Source organism: Raoultella sp. T31 (assembly GCF_002806725.1).
Taxonomy (GTDB): Bacteria; Pseudomonadota; Gammaproteobacteria; order Enterobacterales; family Enterobacteriaceae; genus Klebsiella; species Klebsiella electrica.
Genome location: NZ_PIBO01000003.1, coordinates 140,883 through 162,177 on the forward strand (window position 1 = coordinate 140,883; position 21,295 = coordinate 162,177).

The following is a 21,295-nucleotide window of genomic DNA, read 5'->3' on the forward strand; positions in this document are numbered from 1 at the left end:
TTACGGTAACAGGCTCTTGACGTCGATAGGCTTAGCTTCGTTCTCTGCTTCGCCCTTATCTTTGCCGTCGATTGCCATACCCGCCATCCGGTAGAAGTTATATTCCGGGTATTTGCCCGGACCGGAAATCAGCAGATCCTCTTTTTCGTACACCAGATCCTGACGCTTGTATTCACCCAGTTCGAAGTCCGGGGTCAACTGAATCGCCGTGGTCGGGCACGCTTCTTCACACAGACCGCAGAAAATGCAGCGTGAGAAGTTGATGCGGAAAAACTCCGGGTACCAGCGGCCGTCTTTGGTCTCTGCTTTCTGCAAAGAGATACAGCCTACCGGACACGCTACCGCACACAGGTTACAGGCAACGCAGCGCTCCTCACCGTCCGGGTCGCGCGTCAGCACGATACGGCCACGGTAGCGCGGCGGCAGATATACCGGCTCTTCCGGGTACATCTGGGTCTCACGTTTGGCGAAGGCATGCATCCCGATCATCCAGATACTGCGGACCTGGGTGCCGAACCCCACCAATAATTCTTTTAAGGTCATGGTCAATTCACCCCTTATTGCGCCTGCCAGAGAATGACAGCCGCCGTTACCAACAAGTTGATCAGCGTTAACGGCAGGCATACCTTCCAGCCAAAGGACATTACCTGGTCATAGCGCGGACGCGGTAATGATGCGCGGATCAAAATGAACATCATCATAAAGAACGCGGTTTTCAGCGCGAACCAGATGAACGGAGGTAACCATGGGCCATTCCAGCCGCCGAAGAACAGCGTGACGATCAGCGCTGAGACGGTGACAATCCCGATGTATTCACCAACAAAGAACAGACCGAATTTCATGCCGGAATATTCGATGTGATAACCATCGGCCAGTTCCTGCTCGGCTTCCGGCTGGTCAAACGGGTGACGGTGACAAACCGCAACGCCGGCGATAGCAAAGGTGACAAAGCCGAAGAACTGCGGAATCACGTTCCACAGATGCGCCTGGTTATTGACGATATCGCTCATGTTGAACGATCCCGCCTGTGCCACCACGCCCATCAGCGACAGACCGAGGAACACTTCGTAGCTCAGGGTCTGCGCGGAAGCACGCATCGCCCCCAGCAGCGAGTATTTGTTGTTACTCGACCAACCGGCGAACAGCACGGCGTAAACCGCGAGGCCTGCCATCATCAGGAAGAACAGGATGCCGATGTTCAGGTCGGCGACCACCCACGTCGGGCTGACCGGCACGATAGCAAACGCCAGCAGCAGGGAGGTAAAGGCGATAACCGGCGCCAGAGTAAAGATCACGCGGTCTGTAAAGCGCGGAACCCAGTCCTCTTTAAAGAACATCTTGATCATGTCGGCGACGAGCTGCAGCGAGCCGCCCCAGCCGACACGGTTTGGTCCGTAGCGGTTCTGGAACAGACCCAGCAGACGACGTTCGCCAAAACTCATGAACGCGCCGCAGGTCACCACCACCAGCAGAATCACCACTGCCTTGAGGATGCTTAACAGAATGTCGATGAGATCCGGTGTTAACCAACTCATGCTTTCGCCTCCTGCAGAGTGTCAATACGTGCTCCGGTCAGTACCGGCGCAATACCCGGCATGCCCATCGGTAAACCCACCTGCCCTGCCGTCAGTCCCGCAGAAATCACCAGCGGGAGGCTGAGCGTCTGACCGTCAATGCGGAACGAAATCATCGCGCCCTCATTGACGCCAAGCTTCGCGGCATCGGCCGGGTTCAGCTTGATGTACGGCTGCGGCATGCGGCTCTGGAAGACCGGAGAACGCTGCGACAGCTCATCGCTGCCGAACAGATGGTAGTACGGCGCAATCCGCCATTTTCCTGCTTCAGTCTGGAAGCCTGCCGGCACTGCGGTAAAGTACTCAAGACCGCTGGCGGAAGCTTCAATCAGGCGTACGCCCGGATCGCCGTGGCGCAGTTTACCGCCCACTTCATCCTGGAACTTGTTCCACGCCTGCGGTGAGTTCCAGCCTGGAGCCCAGGCGAACGGAATTTGCGAGCGCGGCGCAGACGGCTGGTTGTTCCCTTCCATCGAGAAGGCGAACATGGTGTCTTTATCCTGCGGCTGGCGCGGTTCATGCACGCTGATATTGGCGCGCATTGCCGTGCGGCCGCTATAACGATGCGGTTCGCGAGCCAGTTTCTGCCCGCGGATGCGGAAGGTCGCGTCCGGCGCGGCATCTTTAATACCCGCCAGCTGCGGCAGCTTAGCAATAGCGGCATCAATCACATGATCCAGCTGCGTCCAGTCAACCTGACGGTTGTCGACGGTGCTGTGCAGCGAGTGCAGCCAACGCCAGCTTTCCAGCATCACGGTATTCGCATCGTAGTAAGACGGGTCGTAGACCTGGAAGAAACGCTGCGCGCGCCCTTCGTTATTGACCACGGTTCCGTCGCTTTCGGCGAAACTCGCCGCCGAAAGCACCAGGTGCGCTTTATCCATAATCGCCGTGCGCTGATGGTCAACCACCATCACCAGCGGCGCTTTGGCCAGCGCGGCGTCAACGCGCGCGGCGGAAGCGTGACGATGCAGATCGTTTTCCAGCACCACAACCGCATCGGCGGCGCCGGTTTCCAGCTCGCTCAGCGCCTCTTCCAGAGAGCCGCCGCCAATCATGCCGAGACCGACGCTGTTCACCGCGCGCGCGACCATCGTCACACCGACATCGGCGCCACGGCCTTTCAGCGCTTTCGCCACGTTGGCCGCTGCCTGAATGATCTCAATGCTGCCGGCGTTAGTCCCGGAGACAATCAGCGGTTTCTTCGCCCCGGCCAGCGCCTGAACGATCACGTCAATTTTGCCTTTCAGATCGCTGCTCAGTCCGTCCACCGCCGGAGCGGTTTCGTCCAGCGCATGGGCAATGGCAAAGCCCAGACGCGCCTGATCTTCCACCGGCGCGCGATAGGTCCATGCAGCGACATCGTCAAGACGGGTGTCGTCAATATTGGTGACAAACAGCGGATGCTTCGCGCGTTGACCGATGTTGAGGATTGCGGCTATCTGCCAGTCGGCAACTTTCTGCGCCGCCGCCATTTCACGCGCTTTCCCTTTCACCGCCTGACGCACGGCGAGCGCGACGCGGGCGCCGGTCTGGGTAATATCTTCCCCCAGCACCAGAACAGCATCGTAGGACTCAATGTCGCGCAGCGTCGGGGTATGAATACCGCCATCGCGCAGCACGGTCAGCATCATCTGCAGACGTTCCTGCTCAGCCTTCGCAATGCCGGTATAGAAGTTCTCAACGCCCACCAGCTCGCGCAACGCAAAGTTGCTTTCAATGCTGGCGCGCGGCGAGCCGATACCAATCACTTTTTTCGACTGACGCAGAATATCCGCCGCGCCCTGCATCGCCTGCTCGGCGTTGAGAGTGATGAAGTCATCGCCACGGCGCTGAACCGGCTGACGCGGACGGTCTTTCAGGTTCACATAGCCATAGCCGAAACGGCCGCGGTCGCAGAGGAAGTAACGGTTAACGGTACCGTTGTAACGGTTTTCGATACGACGCAGCTCGCCATAGCGCTCGCCCGGGCTGATGTTACAGCCGATGGAACACTGCTGGCAGATGCTCGGCGCAAACTGCATATCCCATTTACGGTTATAGCGCTCGGAGTGCGTTTTATCGGTGAAGACGCCGGTCGGGCAGACTTCAACCAGGTTGCCGGAGAATTCGCTCTCCAGCGTGCCATCTTCCGGACGACCGAAATAGACGTTGTCATGCGCACCGTAAACGCCCAGGTCGGTACCGTCAGCGTAATCTTTGTAGTAACGCACGCAGCGATAGCAGGCGATGCAGCGGTTCATTTCGTGAGAGATGAACGGCCCCAGGTCCTGGTTGCGGTGGGTACGCTTGGTGAAACGGTAGCGGCGGAAGCTGTGACCGGTCATCACGGTCATATCCTGCAGGTGGCAGTTGCCCCCCTCCTCACAGACCGGGCAGTCGTGCGGGTGGTTGGTCATCAGCCACTCCACCACGCTTTCGCGGAACTGCTTCGCTTCGCCGTCGTCGATAGAAATAAAGGTGCCGTCAGACGCCGGTGTCATACAGGACATCACCAGGCGACCACGCGTGTCTTCCGCGTTTTGATATTGCTTCACCGCGCACTGGCGGCAAGCACCGACGCTCCCGAGCGCCGGGTGCCAGCAAAAGTATGGAATATCAAGACCAAGAGAGAGACAGGCCTCTAACAGGTTGTCCGCTCCGTTGACCTCGTATTCTTTGCCGTCTACATGAATCGTAGCCATTAGCATGCTTCCAAATTAAAAAATCGTTACCACTTTGTCGTTCAGGCCGCCGCGTTGGCGCCGCCTGAACGAGCTTGTGGAGACATTACCAGCGCGTCTTAAGCAGGTTCGGCTGAATCCCGTTGATAGCATGGGTATTACTGAACTGCTGCTTAATGCCTGCTTCGAATTCGTCGCGGAAATATTTAATGGCGCTCTGCAGCGGTTCTACCGCACCTGGCGCATGCGCACAGAAGGTTTTGCCCGGACCAAGGAACCGACACAGTTGCTCAAGTGTCTCGATATCACCCGGCTGACCTTCACCGCGCTCCAGAGCGCGCAGAATTTTCACGCTCCACGGCAGACCGTCACGGCACGGTGTGCACCAACCGCAGGACTCGCGGGCAAAGAACTCTTCCAGGTTGCGCACCAGCGATACCATGCCAATCTCATGGTCAACGGCCATCGCCAGCGCGGTACCCAGACGGCTTCCCGCTTTACCAATACTTTCGAACTCCATCGGCAGGTCAAGATGCGCTTCGGTCAGGAAGTCGGTCCCCGCGCCGCCCGGCTGCCAGGCCTTAAACTTCAGGCCATCACGCATGCCGCCGGCATAATCTTCCAGAATCTCGCGCGCGGTGGTACCGAACGGCAGCTCCCAGACGCCCGGATTTTTCACCCGGCCAGAGAAGCCCATCAGCTTGGTACCAGCATCTTTACTGGTAGAAATGTTCTGATACCACTCGACGCCGTTGGCCAGAATCGCCGGGACGTTACACAGGGTTTCCACGTTGTTGACGCAGGTCGGTTTCCCCCACACGCCGGAGCTCGCCGGGAACGGCGGCTTGGAGCGCGGGTTGGCGCGACGGCCTTCGAGGGAGTTAATCAGCGCGGTTTCTTCACCGCAGATATAACGCCCTGCCCCGGTGTGGACGAACAGTTCGAAATCAAAACCGGTGCCGAGAATGTTTTTGCCCAGCAGACCGGCTTCGGTCGCTTCGGCGATCGCGCGGCGTAAATGCGCCGCCGCTTCAATATATTCGCCGCGCAGGAAGATGTAGCCGCGGTACGCTTTCAGCGCAAACGCGGAAATCAGCATGCCTTCCACCAGCAGGTGCGGCAGTTGCTCCATCAGCAGACGGTCTTTATAGGTGCCCGGCTCCATCTCATCGGCGTTACACAGCAGGTAACGAATGTTCATGGATTCGTCTTTCGGCATCAGGCTCCACTTCAGACCGGTGGAAAAGCCCGCGCCGCCGCGTCCTTTCAGACCGGCGTCTTTCACCTGATTGACTATCTCATCCGGCGCCAGGCCCAGCAGCGCCTTACGCGCGCCGGCATAGCCGTTTTTGCTCTGATACTCTTCCAGCCATACCGGCTGTTTATCATCGCGCAGTCGCCAGGTCAGCGGATGCGTTTCAGGAGTGCGGATCACTGTCTTCATTTATACCGCTCCAACAGGTCAGGAATCGCCTCCGGCGTCAGATAACTATGAGTATCCTCATCAATCATCATCGTCGGTCCCTTGTCGCAGTTGCCCAGACAGCAGGTCGGCAGCAGAGTGAAGCGGCCATCAAAGGTGGTTTGACCCGGTTTGATGTCGAGCTTTTTCTCGATAGCCGACTGAATGCCCTGGAAGCCGGTGATATGGCAAACCACGCTATCGCAATAGCGGATCACGTGACGGCCAACCGGCTGACGGAAGATCTGGCTGTAGAAAGTGGCTACCCCTTCCACGTCGCTTGCCGGGATACCCAGTACGTCGGCGATCGCGTAGATCGCGCCATCCGGCACCCAGCCGCGCTGTTTCTGAACGATCTTCAGCGCTTCGATGGACGCCGCACGCGGGTCTTCGTAGTGGTGCTTCTCGTGCTCAATGGCCTCACGCTCTGCCGCACTCAGCTCAAAAGCCTCGGTTTGTGGTTGTTGATTCTCGTGCATAATTAGCGGTCCACGTCTGACATAACAAAATCGATACTACCCAGATAAACAATCAGGTCGGATACCAGGCTGCCGCGAATCGCCGACGGGATCTGCTGCAGGTGCGCATAGCTCGGCGTACGGATACGGGTACGATAGCTCATGGTGCTGCCGTCGCTGGTCAGGTAGTAACTGTTGATACCCTTCGTCGCTTCTATCATCTGGAAGGATTCGTTGGCCGGCATGACCGGGCCCCAGGAAACCTGCAGGAAGTGCGTAATCAGGGTTTCGATATGCTGCAGCGTGCGCTCTTTCGGCGGCGGCGTCGTCAGCGGGTGATCCGCTTTGAACGGGCCTTCCGGCATGTTATCGAGACACTGCTGAAGAATGCGCAGGCTCTGGCGCAGTTCTTCGACTTTCAGCATCACGCGGGTATAGCAGTCAGAGATACCGCCACCGGTTGGCACTTCAAAGTCAAAGTTTTCATAGCCAGAATAGGGGCGCCATTTACGCACGTCGAAGCCAATCCCCGTTGCGCGCAGGCCGGCACCGGTTGTGCCCCACTCCAGCGCTTCTTTGGCGTTATAGGCGGCAACGCCTTTCGAACGGCCAATCAGAATGGTGTTGCGCAGCGCGGCTTTCTCGTAAGAATCCAGACGCTTTGGCATCCACTCAAGGAATTCGCGCAGCAGGCGATCCCAGCCGCGCGGCAGATCGTGCGCGACGCCGCCGATGCGGAACCACGCCGGGTGCATACGGAAACCGGTAATCGCTTCCACCAGATCGTAGATCTTCTGCCGGTCGGTAAAGGCAAAGAACACCGGCGTCATCGCGCCGACGTCCTGAATAAAGGTGGAGATGTACAGCAGGTGGCTGTTAATGCGGAACAGCTCAGAGAGCATCACGCGAATCACATTCACGCGATCCGGTACGGTGATCCCCGCCAGCTTTTCCACCGCCAGCACGTACGGCATCTCATTGACACAGCCGCCGAGGTATTCGATACGGTCGGTATACGGAATGTAGCTGTGCCAGGACTGACGTTCGCCCATCTTCTCCGCACCACGGTGGTGGTAGCCGATGTCCGGTACGCAGTCGACAATCTCTTCGCCATCAAGCTGCAGGATAATACGGAAAGCACCGTGGGCGGACGGGTGGTTCGGGCCGAGGTTGAGGAACATGAAGTCCTCGTTTTCGGTCCCGCGCTTCATGCCCCATGCTTCCGGCTTAAAGGTCAGCGCTTCCATTTCCAGATCCTGCTTGGCTTTAGTCAGCTCAAACGGATCGAACTCGGTGGCGCGCGCCGGGTAGTCTTTACGCAGAGGATGGCCTTCCCAGGTCGGCGGCATCATGATGCGCGTCAGGTGCGGGTGGCCTTCGATATCAATACCGAACATTTCCCACGTTTCGCGCTCATACCAGTTGGCATTCGGGAACAGTTTGGTAAAAGTCGGCACGCGCAGATCGTTTTCGGACAATGCTACCTTGAGCATAATGTCACGATTGCGTTCAATGGAGATCAGATGATAGAAAACGGAAAAATCCGCGGCGGGGAGCCCGTCACGGTGGGTACGCAGACGTTCGTCCATCCCATGCAGATCGAACAGCATGACGTAAGGTTTCGGCAATTTCTTCAGGAAATCCCCCACCTCCAGCAGCTGTTCGCGCTTGACCCAGACCACCGGAACGCCGGTGCGGGTAGGTTGAACGGTAAAGGCATCCGGCCCAAAACGATTGCGCAGTTCGCCGATCACCGGGTCATCAAGGTGATCGCGGGTTTGCCAGGCTGGTGCGGCGTCATGCGCATGTAAATCGGTCATATTGTTCACCATTGCAAAAGGTCCGTGGTGACTGCCGGGCGAGGCTTCGCTGCTTTAGTAGATTGATTTGCGAAGTGTTATTCCGCCGCCCGCAGGCGCAAGTTAAATCTCGTCCGGTGTCCGCAGATTGGTCACTGCAATGCGTTCACCACGTTTACGCTCGCGTTCCGACTGCATGTTGGCGCGGTATACGCCCTGATCGCCAACCACCCACGAGAGCGGGCGACGTTCTTTACCAATAGACTCCTGCAGCAGCATCAGCGCCTGCATATACGCTTCCGGACGCGGCGGACAGCCCGGGATGTAAACATCAACCGGAATAAACTTGTCCACACCCTGGACGACAGAATAAATATCGTACATCCCGCCGGAGTTGGCGCAGGCGCCCATGGAGATAACCCACTTAGGCTCCAGCATCTGGTCATACAAACGCTGAATGACCGGCGCCATTTTGGTGAAGCAGGTACCAGCGACAACCATCAGGTCCGCCTGACGCGGAGAAGCACGCAGTACCTCGGCGCCAAAACGCGCAACGTCATGCACCGCAGTGAATGACGTTACCATTTCAACGTAGCAGCATGACAGGCCGAAGTTGTAGGGCCAGATTGAGTTCTTGCGGCCCCAGTTCACCATGTCATGCAGCGCATGTTCGAGTTTCCCCATATACACGCTTTTATTGACTTCTTGCTCCAGGGGGTCAGTTACGATCTCCTGTTTCTGCAGGGGGTAACGGTCGTTCTCACCGTTAGGATCTATGCGGGTGAGCGTATAATCCATCTTATTGCCTCGCTTTTACTGCATATGACGGTTAGTGGGACTGTCTGTTTCTGAATTAACCAGCGTGCGACGGGAACGCGCAGGCGTCCAGTCCAGTGCGCCGATACGAACGAGGTAAACCAGACCTGCCAGTAGCACTAAAATGAAAATTGCGGCTTCCACAAAGCCGACCCAGCCGCTTTCGCGGATAGAAGTCGACCATGCGTAGAGATACAGAGCTTCCACGTCGAAGATAACGAAGAACATGGCAACCAGATAAAACTTCGCAGAAAGACGTAAGCGAGCCGAACCAACGGAGTCGATCCCCGATTCAAACGGCGTGTTCTTGCTACGCGCGCGCGCGCGACCGCCGAGGTACCAGCCCCCGACAAGCATCAGGCAGCACAGGCCGATGGCAATGATGAGAAATATAGCGAATGCCCAATGATGAGCGATGACTTCAGTGGATGTTGACATACGCATTGCTTAACCAAAAAAGTGTAGCGCTAAACCCTCTGCTCTTGCTGGCAGATGAACGCCACAGCGTTTCACGGGGAGGAATAAAAAAATAACCTTGCAAAAAAGCGTCCCTACTTAGCGTAGAAGGCTGTATGCGGTGGCTTTTTACCCCTTTCTTTAACCTTTTGTCAACTTCAACAAAAGTTTTAACAACATTAATTTACATTAGATTTTTTTCATTAACATTAAATGCCCTTTTATGCGAAATAACCTTGCATACAAACCGGATTTAGTGTTGTTGAATCGTGTCCGTTTCTGTTGTAAATCAAAATTACCCGTCTATTTTGACAGGATTTAGCCTCGATTCCTCCCCCTAAGGAGGGGTATTTTTTTGATCTGTGACACGGTTTTGTTAATTAAACCTATAAAACGGCAACAATCTAGACGGTTTTTTAACATTAGCATGAAGTATTGAAAGTGCTGGGAAAAGTCGGGGAGCGAGCGCCACATTAAATGCAACTTATTGATAAGTATGCGAATAAAACGAAAAAATATTAAAAATCCCTGTAAAATAAGAAAAAAAAGAACCGCACGGCATAATTCAAACCTTAGCGGCTCTTTTTTGCACTTACAATTTGTTACCAGCTTTTTGTGATCTGTGTAACTAACTCCACTCAGGAAATGAGGGAATTATCTCCCCCTTCAGGGGTAAACGCAGGCTCAGACGACCAGGGGCGATAATCCTGGCTCAGCGACTGGAAAATAGCCTGCGCCGACTCGCTTATCTTGTACGCATTGCAGCTCAGCACATATTGCGTATCCGCCAGAGCAGGAAGCCCCTCATTCTTACCGACAACCCGCAGCTCGGGGCTCATCATTTCTACCGGACGGGCGGTAACCCCCAGCCCCGCCTTTACCGCCGCTTTAACGCCCGCAAGCGTCGAGGCGGAATGGGCCAGATGCCACGGTGCGCTGGCGGCATTCAGCGCGGCAATGATCTCCTCACGAAACGGACCCGGCTCTTCCAGCAGGATCAGCGGGATCGTCTCCTGCCGCGGCACCACATAATCGGCAGCGCAGTACCAGAGGGTTGGCGAAGTGCGCAGTATCAGCGTATCGAATTCCGCCGTCTGGTGAGTCGTCAGCGCGAGATCAATCGCGCCACTCGCCAGCATAGCCACCGCCTCAGCATGCTTAAGAACCTTAATTTCCAGCGTCAGTTTCGGGTAGAAGCTGCCGATCCGGTTCAACAAAAACGGTAAAATAGTCTCGGCTGTTTCATCAGATGCGCCAATCGTTAAGATCCCTTGCAGGCTGCTGAACATCAGCGACATGCAGGCTTCATCATTAAAACGCAGGATTTTGCGGGCGTAGCCCAGCAGTTGAATACCCTGCTCGGTCAGCAGTTTATTGCGCCCATGACGGGCAAAGAGCTCTTTGCCGACCAGTTGTTCCAGACGTTGCATCTGTTGGCTTACGGCAGACTGAGTCCGGCATACCGCCGCTGCAGCGGCGGCAAAAGTATTCAGATCGGCGACAGCAACGAAGGTTCTCAGCAGATCCAGGTCGAGATTCAGTATCGGACGATTTGCATTTATCATATTTGTTCACTTACAGGTGGCGAATGCGAACCTGCCTTGTTGACGCTGTGCTCCAGGTTTCCGGCTATTCCTTGAGCCTTGTGCCATTCACAAACGGAATGTGCATCTGGACGAACGTTATTGCATGTGAAAGTACTCGCCCGCGGCAAGTGCGCGAAACGTCTGAGTCATATATTGTCCGTAGTTCTACGCTTTCTATTACACCGTTCTGATACACCGTTCTGATTTCTGTGATGTTCTTCAAAAAAGGTCTCTACGGCAAGGATGAGGTCATCGCCCCTCATCACAGCCATTGTAAAAAGCGAAAAAAACAAACAAAAAAATCCTGCAATAACAATATATTAATAGCTTAACCTGCGAAAAAACAGGCTCTTAATCGATATTAACGCAGGTATCGTAACCGAAAACCGAATTATTTATAAGGTCTAATCATTATTATTAAAGCCAATTTTAAATTTTTTTTCATGACTTTAATTTAATTAACAAAAAGAAAATCCCGAATTGTGAAAAATAAAATCTTTTTAATTAATTAAATATTCTTATTAAGCATATTTAACATTACCGTTACAGCCACCGCGCTTTACCTGTTATACGCCTTTTCATCCCCCCCTGAGCATCCTGCGCAAAAAATAATCGCTGGCGCCACGCCCAGGAGAATAAACCATATAAATGTTCACGAAATAGCGAAAAAAACACCATTATTGACCATTAAAACAGCCCTTAAAGGCATATTCTATAAAAGACAAAGGCAATCACCAGACAAATCAATTAAACCAAAAAAATCACATAAGCAAAATCTTCTCCTGTTAACCCTTCAAAACCTCGGGGATGAAGAGTACATTGTTCCGTGCTGACTTCCACGGCAGGGAGTGGCGATAACAGCTAAAAGGTCAAAGATTCATGTCCCCTATCGAAAAATCCAGCAAGTTAGATAACGTCTGTTACGACATCCGCGGCCCGGTTCTGAAAGAGGCAAAACGCCTTGAAGAAGAAGGCAATAAAGTCCTGAAACTGAACATCGGCAACCCGGCGCCGTTTGGCTTTGACGCCCCCGACGAAATCCTTGTTGATGTTATTCGCAATCTGCCTACCGCTCAGGGTTATTGTGACTCTAAAGGCCTCTACTCGGCGCGGAAGGCTATCATGCAGCACTATCAGGCGCGCGGTATGCGCGATGTGACGGTCGAAGATATTTATATCGGTAACGGCGTCTCAGAACTGATCGTTCAGGCCATGCAGGCGCTGCTGAACAGCGGCGATGAAATGCTGGTTCCGGCACCGGATTATCCGCTGTGGACTGCCGCCGTCTCGCTCTCCAGTGGGAAAGCAGTGCACTATCTGTGCGATGAATCCGCCGACTGGTTCCCGGACCTTGACGACATTCGCGCAAAAATCACCCCGCGCACGCGCGGCATCGTGATTATCAACCCAAACAACCCTACCGGTGCGGTGTACTCGAAAGAGCTGCTGATGGAGATCGTTGAGCTTGCCCGCCAGCACAACCTGATCATTTTCGCCGATGAAATCTACGACAAGATCCTCTACGACGAAGCCCAGCACCATTCGATCGCCGCGCTGGCTCCCGACCTGCTGACGGTGACCTTTAACGGCCTGTCCAAGACCTACCGCGTTGCCGGTTTTCGCCAGGGATGGATGGTACTGAACGGGCCGAAAAAGCACGCAAAAGGCTATATCGAAGGTCTGGAGATGCTGGCGTCTATGCGTCTGTGCGCTAACGTACCGGCGCAGCACGCAATTCAAACCGCCTTAGGCGGCTATCAGAGCATCAGCGAGTTTATCGTTCCCGGTGGCAGACTGTACGAACAGCGCAACCGCGCATGGGAGTTGATCAACGAGATCCCCGGCGTTTCCTGCGTGAAGCCGCAAGGCGCGCTGTACATGTTCCCGAAAATCGATGCGAAGCGCTTTAATATTCACGATGACCAGAAAATGGTGCTCGACTTCCTGCTGCAGGAAAAAGTCCTGTTGGTTCAGGGAAGCGCCTTTAACTGGCCATGGCCGGATCACGTGCGTATTGTCACCCTCCCGCGTGAGGACGATCTGGAAATGGCGATTTCTCGCTTTGGTCGCTTCCTCTCCGGCTATCACCAGCACGGATAAGTGTTACCCGGCCGCCGGTATTTGCATCCGGCGGCAATCCCTGCGCACAATAGGACCCGATGTTGTCACTGATTAAGGGTTGCTATGAGTCAGAGTCATTTCTTTGCCCACCTCTCTCGCCTGAAGTTAATTAACCGCTGGCCGCTGATGCGTAATGTACGGACCGAAAACGTCTCCGAGCACAGTCTGCAGGTGGCGATGGTTGCTCACGCGCTGGCCGCTATCAAAAACCGGATGTTTGGCGGCAAGGTTAACGCCGAGCGCATCGCCCTTCTGGCGATGTATCACGATGCATCGGAAGTGTTAACCGGCGATCTGCCGACTCCAGTCAAATATTTCAACTCGCAGATTGCGCAAGAATATAAAGCGATCGAGAAGATTGCCCAGCAGAAGCTCATCGACATGGTTCCTGACGAACTGCGCGATGTCTTTGCACCGCTGATCGACGAGCATCGCTATAGCGCAGATGAGCAATCGATCGTCAAACAGGCCGACGCGCTCTGCGCCTACTTAAAATGCCTTGAGGAACTCTCTGCCGGCAACAATGAGTTTTTACTGGCCAAGGGCCGGCTTGAGAAAACGCTGGAGTCCCGGCGTAGCGAGGAGATGGACTACTTTATGCAGGTCTTCGTCCCGAGCTTCCAGCTGTCGCTGGATGAAATCAGCCAGGATTCACCGTTGTGATTTTGTCGGGCGGCGGCTCCGCCTTACCGGACCTCCGGTTTCTGTAGCCCCGGTGTAGCGCCACCGGGGGGCAGTTAAAACGGAAACAGCATCGGCACGAGCAGCACGCAGACCACCATCACCAGGACGGTGAACGGCACGCCAATCTTCACAAAATCGCTGAAGGCGTATTTTCCTGGCCCCAGCACCAGCGTGTTAACCGGCGAAGAGACCGGCGTCATAAAGGCGGCCGAAGCCGCCATCGCCACCACCATGGCAAAAGGATAAGGCGAGACGTCCATGGATTTCGCCGCCGCCAGGGCGATCGGCGCCATCAGTACCGCCGTGGCGGTGTTGGAAATAAACAGACCGATAGTGGCGCACATCACGAACAAACAGCCCAGCATCACGTAAGGCCCTTTGCTGCCGGCAACATCCATCAGCCCCTCCACCACCAAATCGACGCCGCCGGTTTTTTGCAACGCCAGCGCAAAGGGCATCATCCCGACGATTAATATAATGCTTGGCCAGTGAATCGCTTTATAAGCGCTTTCGGCATTAATACAGCGGAATTTGCCCATCAGCAGGCAGGCGATAATCGCCGCTATCGGGTTGGGGATCTCGTCGGTGAGCATCAGGGCGACCATCAGCACCAGGCAAAAGATGGCGTGCGGCGCCTGACTGTGCGCGGGCGAGGCATCGTTCACCTCCACGGGCATATTCAATACGACAAAGTCGCGACCGCGTTTCGCCAGCAGGCTTATCTGGCGCCAGTTTCCGACCACCAGCACGATATCACCAAGCTGCAAAGACTCGTCGACGACCGAACCATCCATCGCTTTACCATCGCGCTTAAGGCCGACAATATTGAGCCCGAAGCGAGTGCGAAAACCTATCTCACGGACCGTTTTCCCGATCAGTTCTGAATCCGGAATCAGCGCGACTTCGGCCATCCCCACATCCAGCGCCTGATCGGAAAAGTATTCGCCGCGCAGCACCATCGGTTCAAGCATTTGCTCGCCGCAGAACTGGCGCAAATCAATATCTGATGCGGACATATCGATCAGCAGCACGTCGCGGGCGCGAAACTCGGACACCCCGTTCACGTTGACGATAACCCGGCGGAAACGGCGCCAGCGCTCTACGCCGATCACGTTGGCGCAGTAGCGTTCACGCAGCTTAAGATCGTCCAGGCGCTGACCAATCATCGGAGACCCCGGACGAATGGCCAGACGACGGGCGCGGCCGGTCAGGTGGTACTCTTTGATTAAATCGCGAAAGGTGCTTCTTTTACGCCCGTCCCGCGGATGGTCATTCTCCCCGCCTCTGAGCATAAAGCGCGCCGCCAGCATATAGAGGACACCCAGCAACAGCACCACAAGGCCAATCGGCGTGACGCTAAAAAAGCCGAATCCCTGCAGACCTTCACGCAACAGTTCGCTGTTCACGACCAGGTTCGGTGGCGTGGCAACCAGTGTCATCATCCCGCTGATTAGGCCAGCAAAGCTAAGCGGCATCATCAGGCGCGATGGCGACGTATTCATCCGCATGGAAACGCTGAGCACCACCGGAATAAAGATAGCGACCACGCCTGTTGAACTCATAAACGCACCAAGCCCGGCGACAGTCAGCATCAAAAAGACCAGCATTTTCGTTTCGCTGTTGCCGGCCACCTTCACCAGCCAGCTGCCGACTTTGGTGGCCACCCCGGTACGGACCAGGCCATCGCCGATAATAAACAGCGCCGCAATCAGAATGACGTTCGGATCGCTAAAACCCGAGAACGCTTCGCTGAGGGTCAGCGTATCGCTGAGGACAAAGGCGACAATCACCAGCAGCGCAACTGCGTCCATGCGCACTTTCCCGCTGGCAAAGAGCACGACCGCAACGGCAAGAAGAGACAACACCCAAATCAGTTCACCGTTCACAACTTATCCTTGTCTGAAGATCGAGCTGGAATTTTTGCATAAAAAAGCCCCGACCATACGGGGCGACGTCATGGGATTAGTCTTTAAGCGAAACATTCACGTTCCCGTCCGGAAGGCGAGCGACCGCGAGGTTTGCGAGGGACGTTAAGATCAAATCCGCCTCGTTCAGACGCGGCGCATCTGCCGGTACGTTGACGGCGATAGTCCGGCAGCCCGCCGCCAGACCGGAAAGCAAACCGGCAGGCGCATCCTCGACCACGACGCACTCCTGCGGCGCCAGCGCTAAACGTTGTGCCCCGAGCAGATAGGCATCCGGTGCCGGTTTCCCCTGCTTCACCTGCTCAGCAGTCACGAAAACGTGGGCATCAGGCAGACCTGCCGCGCGATGACGCGCATGGGCAACAGGCACCGAACCTGAAGTGACGATAGCCCATGGGATCCCGGCTTCATCCAGAGTGGTCAGCAGCGCCACCGCCCCCGGCAGCGCAGTAATGCCATCGGTATCCGTCGCTTCGACCGTTTCAAGCCAGCGGAACTCCGTCTGTAATTCCTCTTCGCTGCGCCCCGGCAGAAAATGGCGTAAAGAGGTTATCGCCTGCTTGCCATGAATGAAGTTCAACACCTCATCGTGCGGGATGCCGAAACGATCCGCCCATTTGCACCACGAGCGCTCCACTACGGGTAATGAATCGACTAACGTCCCGTCAAGATCAAACAGGAAACCTTTACAGTGCACGCAAACCTCCATCAGGCATTAATAATTTGATTAATTTCGTTGCTGCTTAAGTGGTACTGACGCGGGCAAACGTGCCAGGCGCTGAGCATACGCTGGTATTTATCCCACATCGGCGTCTGCGAATTAAAGCCATGGGTGCCGGCATCGAAGTGGCTGTAGCGCCCCTCTACGTTGACGATAAAGCGAACATAGCCAAGGAAGCGCGCTTCGGTTGCGACATCAAATCCGAGGAAGGTAACGCGACGTTCGTCGATTTCACCTGCATCCTTCAGGTTCGTCCAGGAGACATGCAGCGCATGATACATTTCCATAATATCAATGATGGTACGGCAGGTTTCTTCCGTCAGCTGGCCAAACTCGCGATCCAGTTCGCGCATTTGCAATCCGTATCCACGCTCGATGATGGTCTGTAGACGGCGATAACGTTCAGCGTTGTCCGGGTCGAGCATCGTCATCATCTTGTACTGATTAGATAAAATCAGACGCTGCGCATTGGTCATTTCCATGTTTTGACTCCTGTAGCACTTTACGGCGTGAAAAAAGAAGGCGCATTAATTATGCGCCTTCTTTTATATGCGTTTTCCTTAGTGAATTACAAATCATCAAGGAAAGTTTTATCCAGTTGTTTGAAGGCGCGCTTAAGCGTGTCAGCTAAGGCCTGATAATCCGGCTTGCCATCGACCGGCGCCAGCGCCTGTCCCGCCTCCTGCAATTTGCCGCGCACTTCATAAAACCAGTTCAGTACCGACGGCGGCAGCGGCGTCACCGAACGCTTACCCAGCCACCATAATCCCTGCATCGGCAAACTCAAGGCAAACAGCGCGGTCGCCACCGCCGGACCCAGCTGCCCACCCAGCGCAATTTGCCAGCACAGCGTAAAGACCGCGATCGGCGGCATGATGCGGATAGCGTAGCGGGTTGCGCGAATAATGCGGTTTTCAATAAATACCGGAGCGAGGCGTTTGTCCAAAGGCCAGGTCTTTGCGTAGTGCTGCCCGCGACGGAACAAGCTAAAGAAGCTGACGGGACGATTATCGGGGGTCGACATGGCTTTACCTCAACTTTAAATACAAAACTTAAAAAATTCGTGCAAAACACCAACTATGCATGACAACGTTCAAAACATTTTGGCAATGGCTGCGGCAATCAGGTATCCTGTGCCCGCCTGAAAGGGCGATAGACCCTTTAACCAGGTGAGTCAAATTATCGCACATTCTGCCATTGGCTGAAAATTATGCAAAATGGCATAAAATCAAATGTACTTCTCCCATCGTGCCCGAAAACAGAACAAGGCATGATGTTAATCATAAATGTCGGCGTCATCCTGCGCTACGCTTTGTGACACACTGACGTTTTTTTAGCCACGTATCATAAAAGGTACTTCCATGTCGAGTAAGTTAGTACTGGTTCTGAACTGCGGTAGCTCCTCACTGAAATTTGCTATCCTTGATGCCGTCAACGGTGACGAATATCTGTCTGGTTTAGCTGAATGTTTCCATCTTCCTGAAGCGCGTATTAAGTGGAAAATGGACGGCAGCAAACACGAAGCAGATTTAGGCGCTGGCGCCGCTCACAGTGAAGCGCTTAACTTTATCGTTAACACTATTCTGGCACAAAAACCAGAACTGTCTGCTCAGCTGATCGCAATCGGCCACCGTATCGTTCACGGCGGTGAAAAATACACCAGTTCCGTGGTCATTGATGATTCCGTTATCCAGGGCATCAAAGATTCCGCCTCTTTCGCTCCGCTGCACAACCCGGCTCACCTGATCGGTATTGCTGAAGCGCTGAAATCATTCCCGCATCTGAAAGAGAAGAACGTAGCCGTGTTCGACACCGCGTTCCATCAGACTATGCCGGAAGAATCCTATCTGTATGCCCTGCCGTACAGCCTGTACAAAGAGCACGGCGTACGTCGCTACGGCGCGCACGGCACCAGCCACTTCTACGTGACTCAGGAAGCGGCTAAGGTCCTGAACAAACCGGTTGAAGAGCTGAACATCATCACCTGCCATCTGGGCAACGGTGGTTCTGTTTCCGCTATCCGCAACGGTAAATGCGTTGACACCTCAATGGGTCTGACCCCGCTGGAAGGTCTGGTCATGGGTACGCGTTCTGGCGACATCGACCCGGCTATCATCTTCCACCTGCACGACTCCCTGGGCATGAGCGTTGATGCTATCAACAAAATGCTGACCAAAGAGTCTGGCCTGCTGGGCCTGACCGAAGTCACCAGCGACTGTCGTTATGTTGAAGACAACTACACCGATAAAGCCGATGCTAAACGTGCTATGGACGTTTACTGCCATCGTCTGGCCAAGTACATCGGTTCCTACACCGCGCTGATGGATGGTCGTCTGGATGCCGTTATCTTCACCGGTGGTATCGGTGAAAACGCCGCCATGGTTCGTGAACTGTCTCTGGGCAAACTGGGCGTGCTGGGCTTCGAAGTTGATCACGAGCGTAACCTGGCTGCCCGTTTCGGCAAGTCTGGCTTCATCAACAAAGAAGGCACCCGCCCGGCTCTGGTCATCCCAACCAACGAAGAGCTGGTTATCGCGCAAGACGCCAATCGTCTGACTGCCTGATTCCACACCGCCAGTGAAACCCTAAATAATTCGAGAGGCAGGAAGGCGGCGACGCAGAGAATCCCCAGGAGCGTACAGGTAGTACGTGACTGGGGTGAACCAGGAAAACCAACGCACATGCAACTTGAAATATGACGGGCAGCTGGTGGTGCAGTTTTGTCTCCCGCCTGATACTGGCGGTAACGAAAGAGGATATATCGTGTCCCGTATAATCATGCTGATCCCTACCGGAACCAGCGTTGGCCTGACCAGCGTCAGCCTCGGTGTTATCCGTGCAATGGAACGCAAAGGCGTTCGTCTGAGCGTCTTTAAACCTATCGCCCAACCGCGTGCAGGCGGCGATGCGCCGGACCAGACGACCACCATCGTTCGTGCTAATTCAAGCCTTCCGGCCGCTGAGCCGCTGAAGATGAGCCACGTCGAGTCGCTGCTGTCTGGCGACCAGAAAGACGTGCTGATGGAAGAGATTATCGCCAACTATCACGCCGCGACTCAGGATGCTGAAGTGGTGCTGGTAGAAGGTCTGGTTCCGACCCGTAAACACCAGTTTGCTCAGTCTCTGAACTTCGAAATCGCCAAAACGCTGAACGCGGAAATCGTCTTCGTGATGTCTCAGGGTACCGACACCCAGGAACAGCTGAACGAACGTATCGAGCTGACCCGCAACAGCTTCGGCGGCGCAAAAAACACCAACATTACCGGTGTTATCGTCAACAAACTGAACGCACCGGTCGACGAACAGGGGCGTACCCGTCCCGATCTGTCGGAAATCTTCGATGACTCTTCCAAAGCGAAAGTCGTGAAGATCGATCCGGCTCAGCTGCAGAATGGCAGCACTCTGCCGGTTCTGGGCGCGGTGCCGTGGAGCTTCGATCTGATTGCAACGCGTGCTATCGATATGGCACGCCACCTGAATGCCACCATCATCAATGAAGGTGACATCAACACCCGCCGCGTGAAGTCTGTCACCTTCTGCGCGCGCAGCATCCCGCACATGCTGGAGCATTTCCGTGCAGGTTCCCTGCTGGTGACTTCCGCAGACCGTCCTGATGTTCTGGTCGCCGCCTGCCTCGCCGCCATGAACGGCGTTGAAATCGGCGCGCTGCTGCTGACCGGTGCTTACGAAATGGACCCGCGCGTCAGCAAGCTGTGCGAACGTGCATTCGCGACCGGCCTGCCGGTCTTTATGGTGAACACCAACACCTGGCAGACCTCCCTGAGCCTGCAGAGCTTCAACCTGGAAGTTCCGGTTGACGATCACGAGCGCATTGAGAAAGTTCAGGAATACGTCGCCAGCTACATCAACGCTGACTGGATCGAGTCTCTGACCGCGACCTCCGAACGTAGCCGCCGTCTGTCTCCACCAGCCTTCCGCTACCAACTGACCGAGCTGGCGCGCAAAGCCGGTAAACGCGTTGTTCTGCCGGAAGGTGACGAGCCGCGTACCGTTAAAGCTGCGGCGATCTGCGCAGAGCGCGGTATTGCGACCTGTGTCCTGCTGGGTAACCCGGATGAGATCAACCGCGTTGCTGCCGCGCAAGGCGTCGAGCTGGGTGCAGGTATCGAAATTGTCGATCCGGAAGTGGTACGCGAAAGCTATGTCGCTCGTCTGGTCGAACTGCGTAAGAGCAAGGGGATGACCGAAGCGGTTGCCCGCGAGCAGCTGGAAGACAACGTGGTTCTCGGTACGCTGATGCTGGAACAAGACGAAGTCGACGGCCTGGTTTCCGGCGCGGTTCACACCACCGCCAACACCATCCGTCCGCCGCTGCAGTTGATCAAAACGGCACCGGGTAGCTCTCTGGTTTCTTCCGTGTTCTTCATGCTGTTGCCGGAACAGGTTTACGTTTACGGCGACTGCGCAATCAACCCGGATCCGACCGCAGAACAGCTGGCTGAAATCGCGATTCAGTCCGCCGATTCCGCCATCGCTTTCGGTATTGAGCCGCGCGTAGCGATGCTCTCCTACTCCACCGGTAATTCTGGTGCCGGTAGCGACGTCGAGAAAGTTCGTGAAGCGACTCGTCTGGCGCAGGAAAAACGTCCTGACCTGATGATCGACGGCCCGCTGCAGTACGACGCAGCGGTTATGGCTGACGTAGCGAAATCCAAAGCGCCAAACTCGCCGGTTGCAGGTCGCGCTACCGTGTTCATCTTCCCGGATCTGAACACCGGTAACACCACTTACAAAGCCGTACAGCGTTCTGCTGACCTGATCTCCATCGGGCCAATGCTGCAGGGTATGCGTAAGCCGGTCAACGACCTGTCTCGTGGCGCGCTGGTAGACGATATCGTCTACACCATCGCTCTGACCGCGATTCAGTCTTCACAGCAGCAGTAAGTAAAAAGCCCGGTGGCGCTAGCGCTTACCGGGCCTACGGTTTTATAGGCCGGATAAGCGAAACGCCACCGGGCCTACGGTTTTGTAGGCCGGATAAGCGAAGCGCCACCGGGCCTACGGTTTTG

Annotated in this window: 17 protein-coding genes; 4 read left to right on the top strand and 13 right to left on the bottom strand. The window is 55.2% G+C overall.

The annotated features are described in order from the left end of the window. The 9 genes from nuoI to CWM52_RS03305 form a co-directional block, all read right to left on the bottom strand. Nucleotides 1-543 carry an NADH-quinone oxidoreductase subunit NuoI gene (nuoI, locus tag CWM52_RS03260; RefSeq protein ID WP_004865092.1) on the bottom strand — a complete coding sequence of 181 codons (543 nt, stop codon included), beginning with the start codon at nucleotides 541-543 and terminating at the stop codon, nucleotides 1-3. A gap of 14 nt (nucleotides 544-557) precedes the next feature. Beyond that, nucleotides 558-1,535, bottom strand: a complete 978-nt coding sequence (gene nuoH / locus CWM52_RS03265) for an NADH-quinone oxidoreductase subunit NuoH (protein WP_004865093.1) — start codon at nucleotides 1,533-1,535, stop codon at nucleotides 558-560. Further along, entirely contained in the window at nucleotides 1,532-4,258 is a 2,727-nt protein-coding gene (nuoG, locus tag CWM52_RS03270) for an NADH-quinone oxidoreductase subunit NuoG (protein WP_100682777.1), read from the bottom strand. The genes nuoH and nuoG overlap by 4 nt, the downstream gene beginning before the upstream one ends. Nucleotides 4,259-4,343: 85 nt before the next feature. Next, on the bottom strand, nucleotides 4,344-5,681 hold the full coding sequence (nuoF, locus tag CWM52_RS03275) for an NADH-quinone oxidoreductase subunit NuoF (RefSeq protein ID WP_100682778.1): 1,338 nt from the start codon (nucleotides 5,679-5,681) through the stop codon (nucleotides 4,344-4,346). Then, entirely contained in the window at nucleotides 5,678-6,178 is a 501-nt protein-coding gene (nuoE, locus tag CWM52_RS03280; protein WP_004104075.1) for an NADH-quinone oxidoreductase subunit NuoE, read from the bottom strand. Before nuoE ends, nuoF begins: the two co-directional genes overlap by 4 nt. A 2-nt stretch (nucleotides 6,179-6,180) precedes the next feature. Beyond that, on the bottom strand, nucleotides 6,181-7,989 hold the full coding sequence (nuoC, locus tag CWM52_RS03285; protein WP_100682779.1) for an NADH-quinone oxidoreductase subunit C/D: 1,809 nt from the start codon (nucleotides 7,987-7,989) through the stop codon (nucleotides 6,181-6,183). Between the two features lie 90 nt (nucleotides 7,990-8,079). Next, nucleotides 8,080-8,754, bottom strand: a complete 675-nt coding sequence (nuoB, locus tag CWM52_RS03290) for an NADH-quinone oxidoreductase subunit NuoB (protein ID WP_002913178.1) — start codon at nucleotides 8,752-8,754, stop codon at nucleotides 8,080-8,082. Between the two features lie 15 nt (nucleotides 8,755-8,769). Continuing rightward, nucleotides 8,770-9,216, bottom strand: coding sequence for an NADH-quinone oxidoreductase subunit NuoA (nuoA, locus tag CWM52_RS03295; RefSeq protein WP_004865103.1), 447 nt, complete (start codon nucleotides 9,214-9,216; stop codon nucleotides 8,770-8,772). A gap of 650 nt (nucleotides 9,217-9,866) precedes the next feature. Continuing rightward, nucleotides 9,867-10,793, bottom strand: coding sequence for a LysR family transcriptional regulator (locus CWM52_RS03305; protein WP_100682780.1), 927 nt, complete (start codon nucleotides 10,791-10,793; stop codon nucleotides 9,867-9,869). 900 nt (nucleotides 10,794-11,693) lie between these two features. On the opposite strand from CWM52_RS03305, the gene alaA reads away from it, so the two are divergent. Next, nucleotides 11,694-12,914, top strand: coding sequence for an alanine transaminase AlaA (alaA, locus tag CWM52_RS03310; protein WP_100682781.1), 1,221 nt, complete (start codon nucleotides 11,694-11,696; stop codon nucleotides 12,912-12,914). Nucleotides 12,915-12,998: 84 nt separating this feature from the next. Next, complete coding sequence (gene yfbR, locus CWM52_RS03315) at nucleotides 12,999-13,598, top strand: 5'-deoxynucleotidase (RefSeq protein WP_100682782.1); 600 nt, start codon at nucleotides 12,999-13,001, stop codon at nucleotides 13,596-13,598. A gap of 74 nt (nucleotides 13,599-13,672) precedes the next feature. Here yfbR and CWM52_RS03320 read toward each other — a convergent pair whose 3' ends face one another. The 4 genes from CWM52_RS03320 to yfbV form a co-directional block, all read right to left on the bottom strand. Further along, nucleotides 13,673-15,505 (bottom strand): SLC13 family permease, encoded by a 1,833-nt coding sequence (locus CWM52_RS03320; RefSeq protein WP_100682783.1) that lies wholly within the window; start codon nucleotides 15,503-15,505, stop codon nucleotides 13,673-13,675. Between the two features lie 76 nt (nucleotides 15,506-15,581). Continuing rightward, complete coding sequence (locus CWM52_RS03325; RefSeq protein WP_304528732.1) at nucleotides 15,582-16,253, bottom strand: sugar phosphatase; 672 nt, start codon at nucleotides 16,251-16,253, stop codon at nucleotides 15,582-15,584. Then, entirely contained in the window at nucleotides 16,253-16,747 is a 495-nt protein-coding gene (locus tag CWM52_RS03330; RefSeq protein ID WP_100682785.1) for a YfbU family protein, read from the bottom strand. Before CWM52_RS03330 ends, CWM52_RS03325 begins: the two co-directional genes overlap by 1 nt. A gap of 86 nt (nucleotides 16,748-16,833) precedes the next feature. Further along, nucleotides 16,834-17,289 (bottom strand): terminus macrodomain insulation protein YfbV, encoded by a 456-nt coding sequence (gene yfbV, locus CWM52_RS03335; protein WP_004865125.1) that lies wholly within the window; start codon nucleotides 17,287-17,289, stop codon nucleotides 16,834-16,836. A gap of 337 nt (nucleotides 17,290-17,626) precedes the next feature. Here yfbV and ackA point away from each other — a divergent pair, with 337 nt between their 5' ends. Both ackA and pta read left to right on the top strand, forming a co-directional pair. Next, nucleotides 17,627-18,829 carry an acetate kinase gene (gene ackA, locus CWM52_RS03340; RefSeq protein ID WP_100682786.1) on the top strand — a complete coding sequence of 401 codons (1,203 nt, stop codon included), beginning with the start codon at nucleotides 17,627-17,629 and terminating at the stop codon, nucleotides 18,827-18,829. Between the two features lie 199 nt (nucleotides 18,830-19,028). After that, nucleotides 19,029-21,170, top strand: a complete 2,142-nt coding sequence (pta, locus tag CWM52_RS03345; RefSeq protein WP_100682850.1) for a phosphate acetyltransferase — start codon at nucleotides 19,029-19,031, stop codon at nucleotides 21,168-21,170. Nucleotides 21,171-21,295: the final 125 nt, after the last annotated feature.

What these genes read in the sequence shown, in the direction of transcription:
- nuoI (WP_004865092.1), bottom strand. Translation starts at nt 543, where the DNA reads ATGACCTTAAAAGAATTATTGGTGGGGTTCGGCACCCAGGTCCGCAGT.
- nuoH (WP_004865093.1), bottom strand. Translation starts at nt 1,535, where the DNA reads ATGAGTTGGTTAACACCGGATCTCATCGACATTCTGTTAAGCATCCTC.
- nuoG (WP_100682777.1), bottom strand. Translation starts at nt 4,258, where the DNA reads ATGGCTACGATTCATGTAGACGGCAAAGAATACGAGGTCAACGGAGCG.
- nuoF (WP_100682778.1), bottom strand. Translation starts at nt 5,681, where the DNA reads ATGAAGACAGTGATCCGCACTCCTGAAACGCATCCGCTGACCTGGCGA.
- nuoE (WP_004104075.1), bottom strand. Translation starts at nt 6,178, where the DNA reads ATGCACGAGAATCAACAACCACAAACCGAGGCTTTTGAGCTGAGTGCG.
- nuoC (WP_100682779.1), bottom strand. Translation starts at nt 7,989, where the DNA reads ATGGTGAACAATATGACCGATTTACATGCGCATGACGCCGCACCAGCC.
- nuoB (WP_002913178.1), bottom strand. Translation starts at nt 8,754, where the DNA reads ATGGATTATACGCTCACCCGCATAGATCCTAACGGTGAGAACGACCGT.
- nuoA (WP_004865103.1), bottom strand. Translation starts at nt 9,216, where the DNA reads ATGCGTATGTCAACATCCACTGAAGTCATCGCTCATCATTGGGCATTC.
- CWM52_RS03305 (WP_100682780.1), bottom strand. Translation starts at nt 10,793, where the DNA reads ATGATAAATGCAAATCGTCCGATACTGAATCTCGACCTGGATCTGCTG.
- alaA (WP_100682781.1), top strand. Translation starts at nt 11,694, where the DNA reads ATGTCCCCTATCGAAAAATCCAGCAAGTTAGATAACGTCTGTTACGAC.
- yfbR (WP_100682782.1), top strand. Translation starts at nt 12,999, where the DNA reads ATGAGTCAGAGTCATTTCTTTGCCCACCTCTCTCGCCTGAAGTTAATT.
- CWM52_RS03325 (WP_304528732.1), bottom strand. Translation starts at nt 16,253, where the DNA reads ATGGAGGTTTGCGTGCACTGTAAAGGTTTCCTGTTTGATCTTGACGGG.
- CWM52_RS03330 (WP_100682785.1), bottom strand. Translation starts at nt 16,747, where the DNA reads ATGGAAATGACCAATGCGCAGCGTCTGATTTTATCTAATCAGTACAAG.
- yfbV (WP_004865125.1), bottom strand. Translation starts at nt 17,289, where the DNA reads ATGTCGACCCCCGATAATCGTCCCGTCAGCTTCTTTAGCTTGTTCCGT.
- ackA (WP_100682786.1), top strand. Translation starts at nt 17,627, where the DNA reads ATGTCGAGTAAGTTAGTACTGGTTCTGAACTGCGGTAGCTCCTCACTG.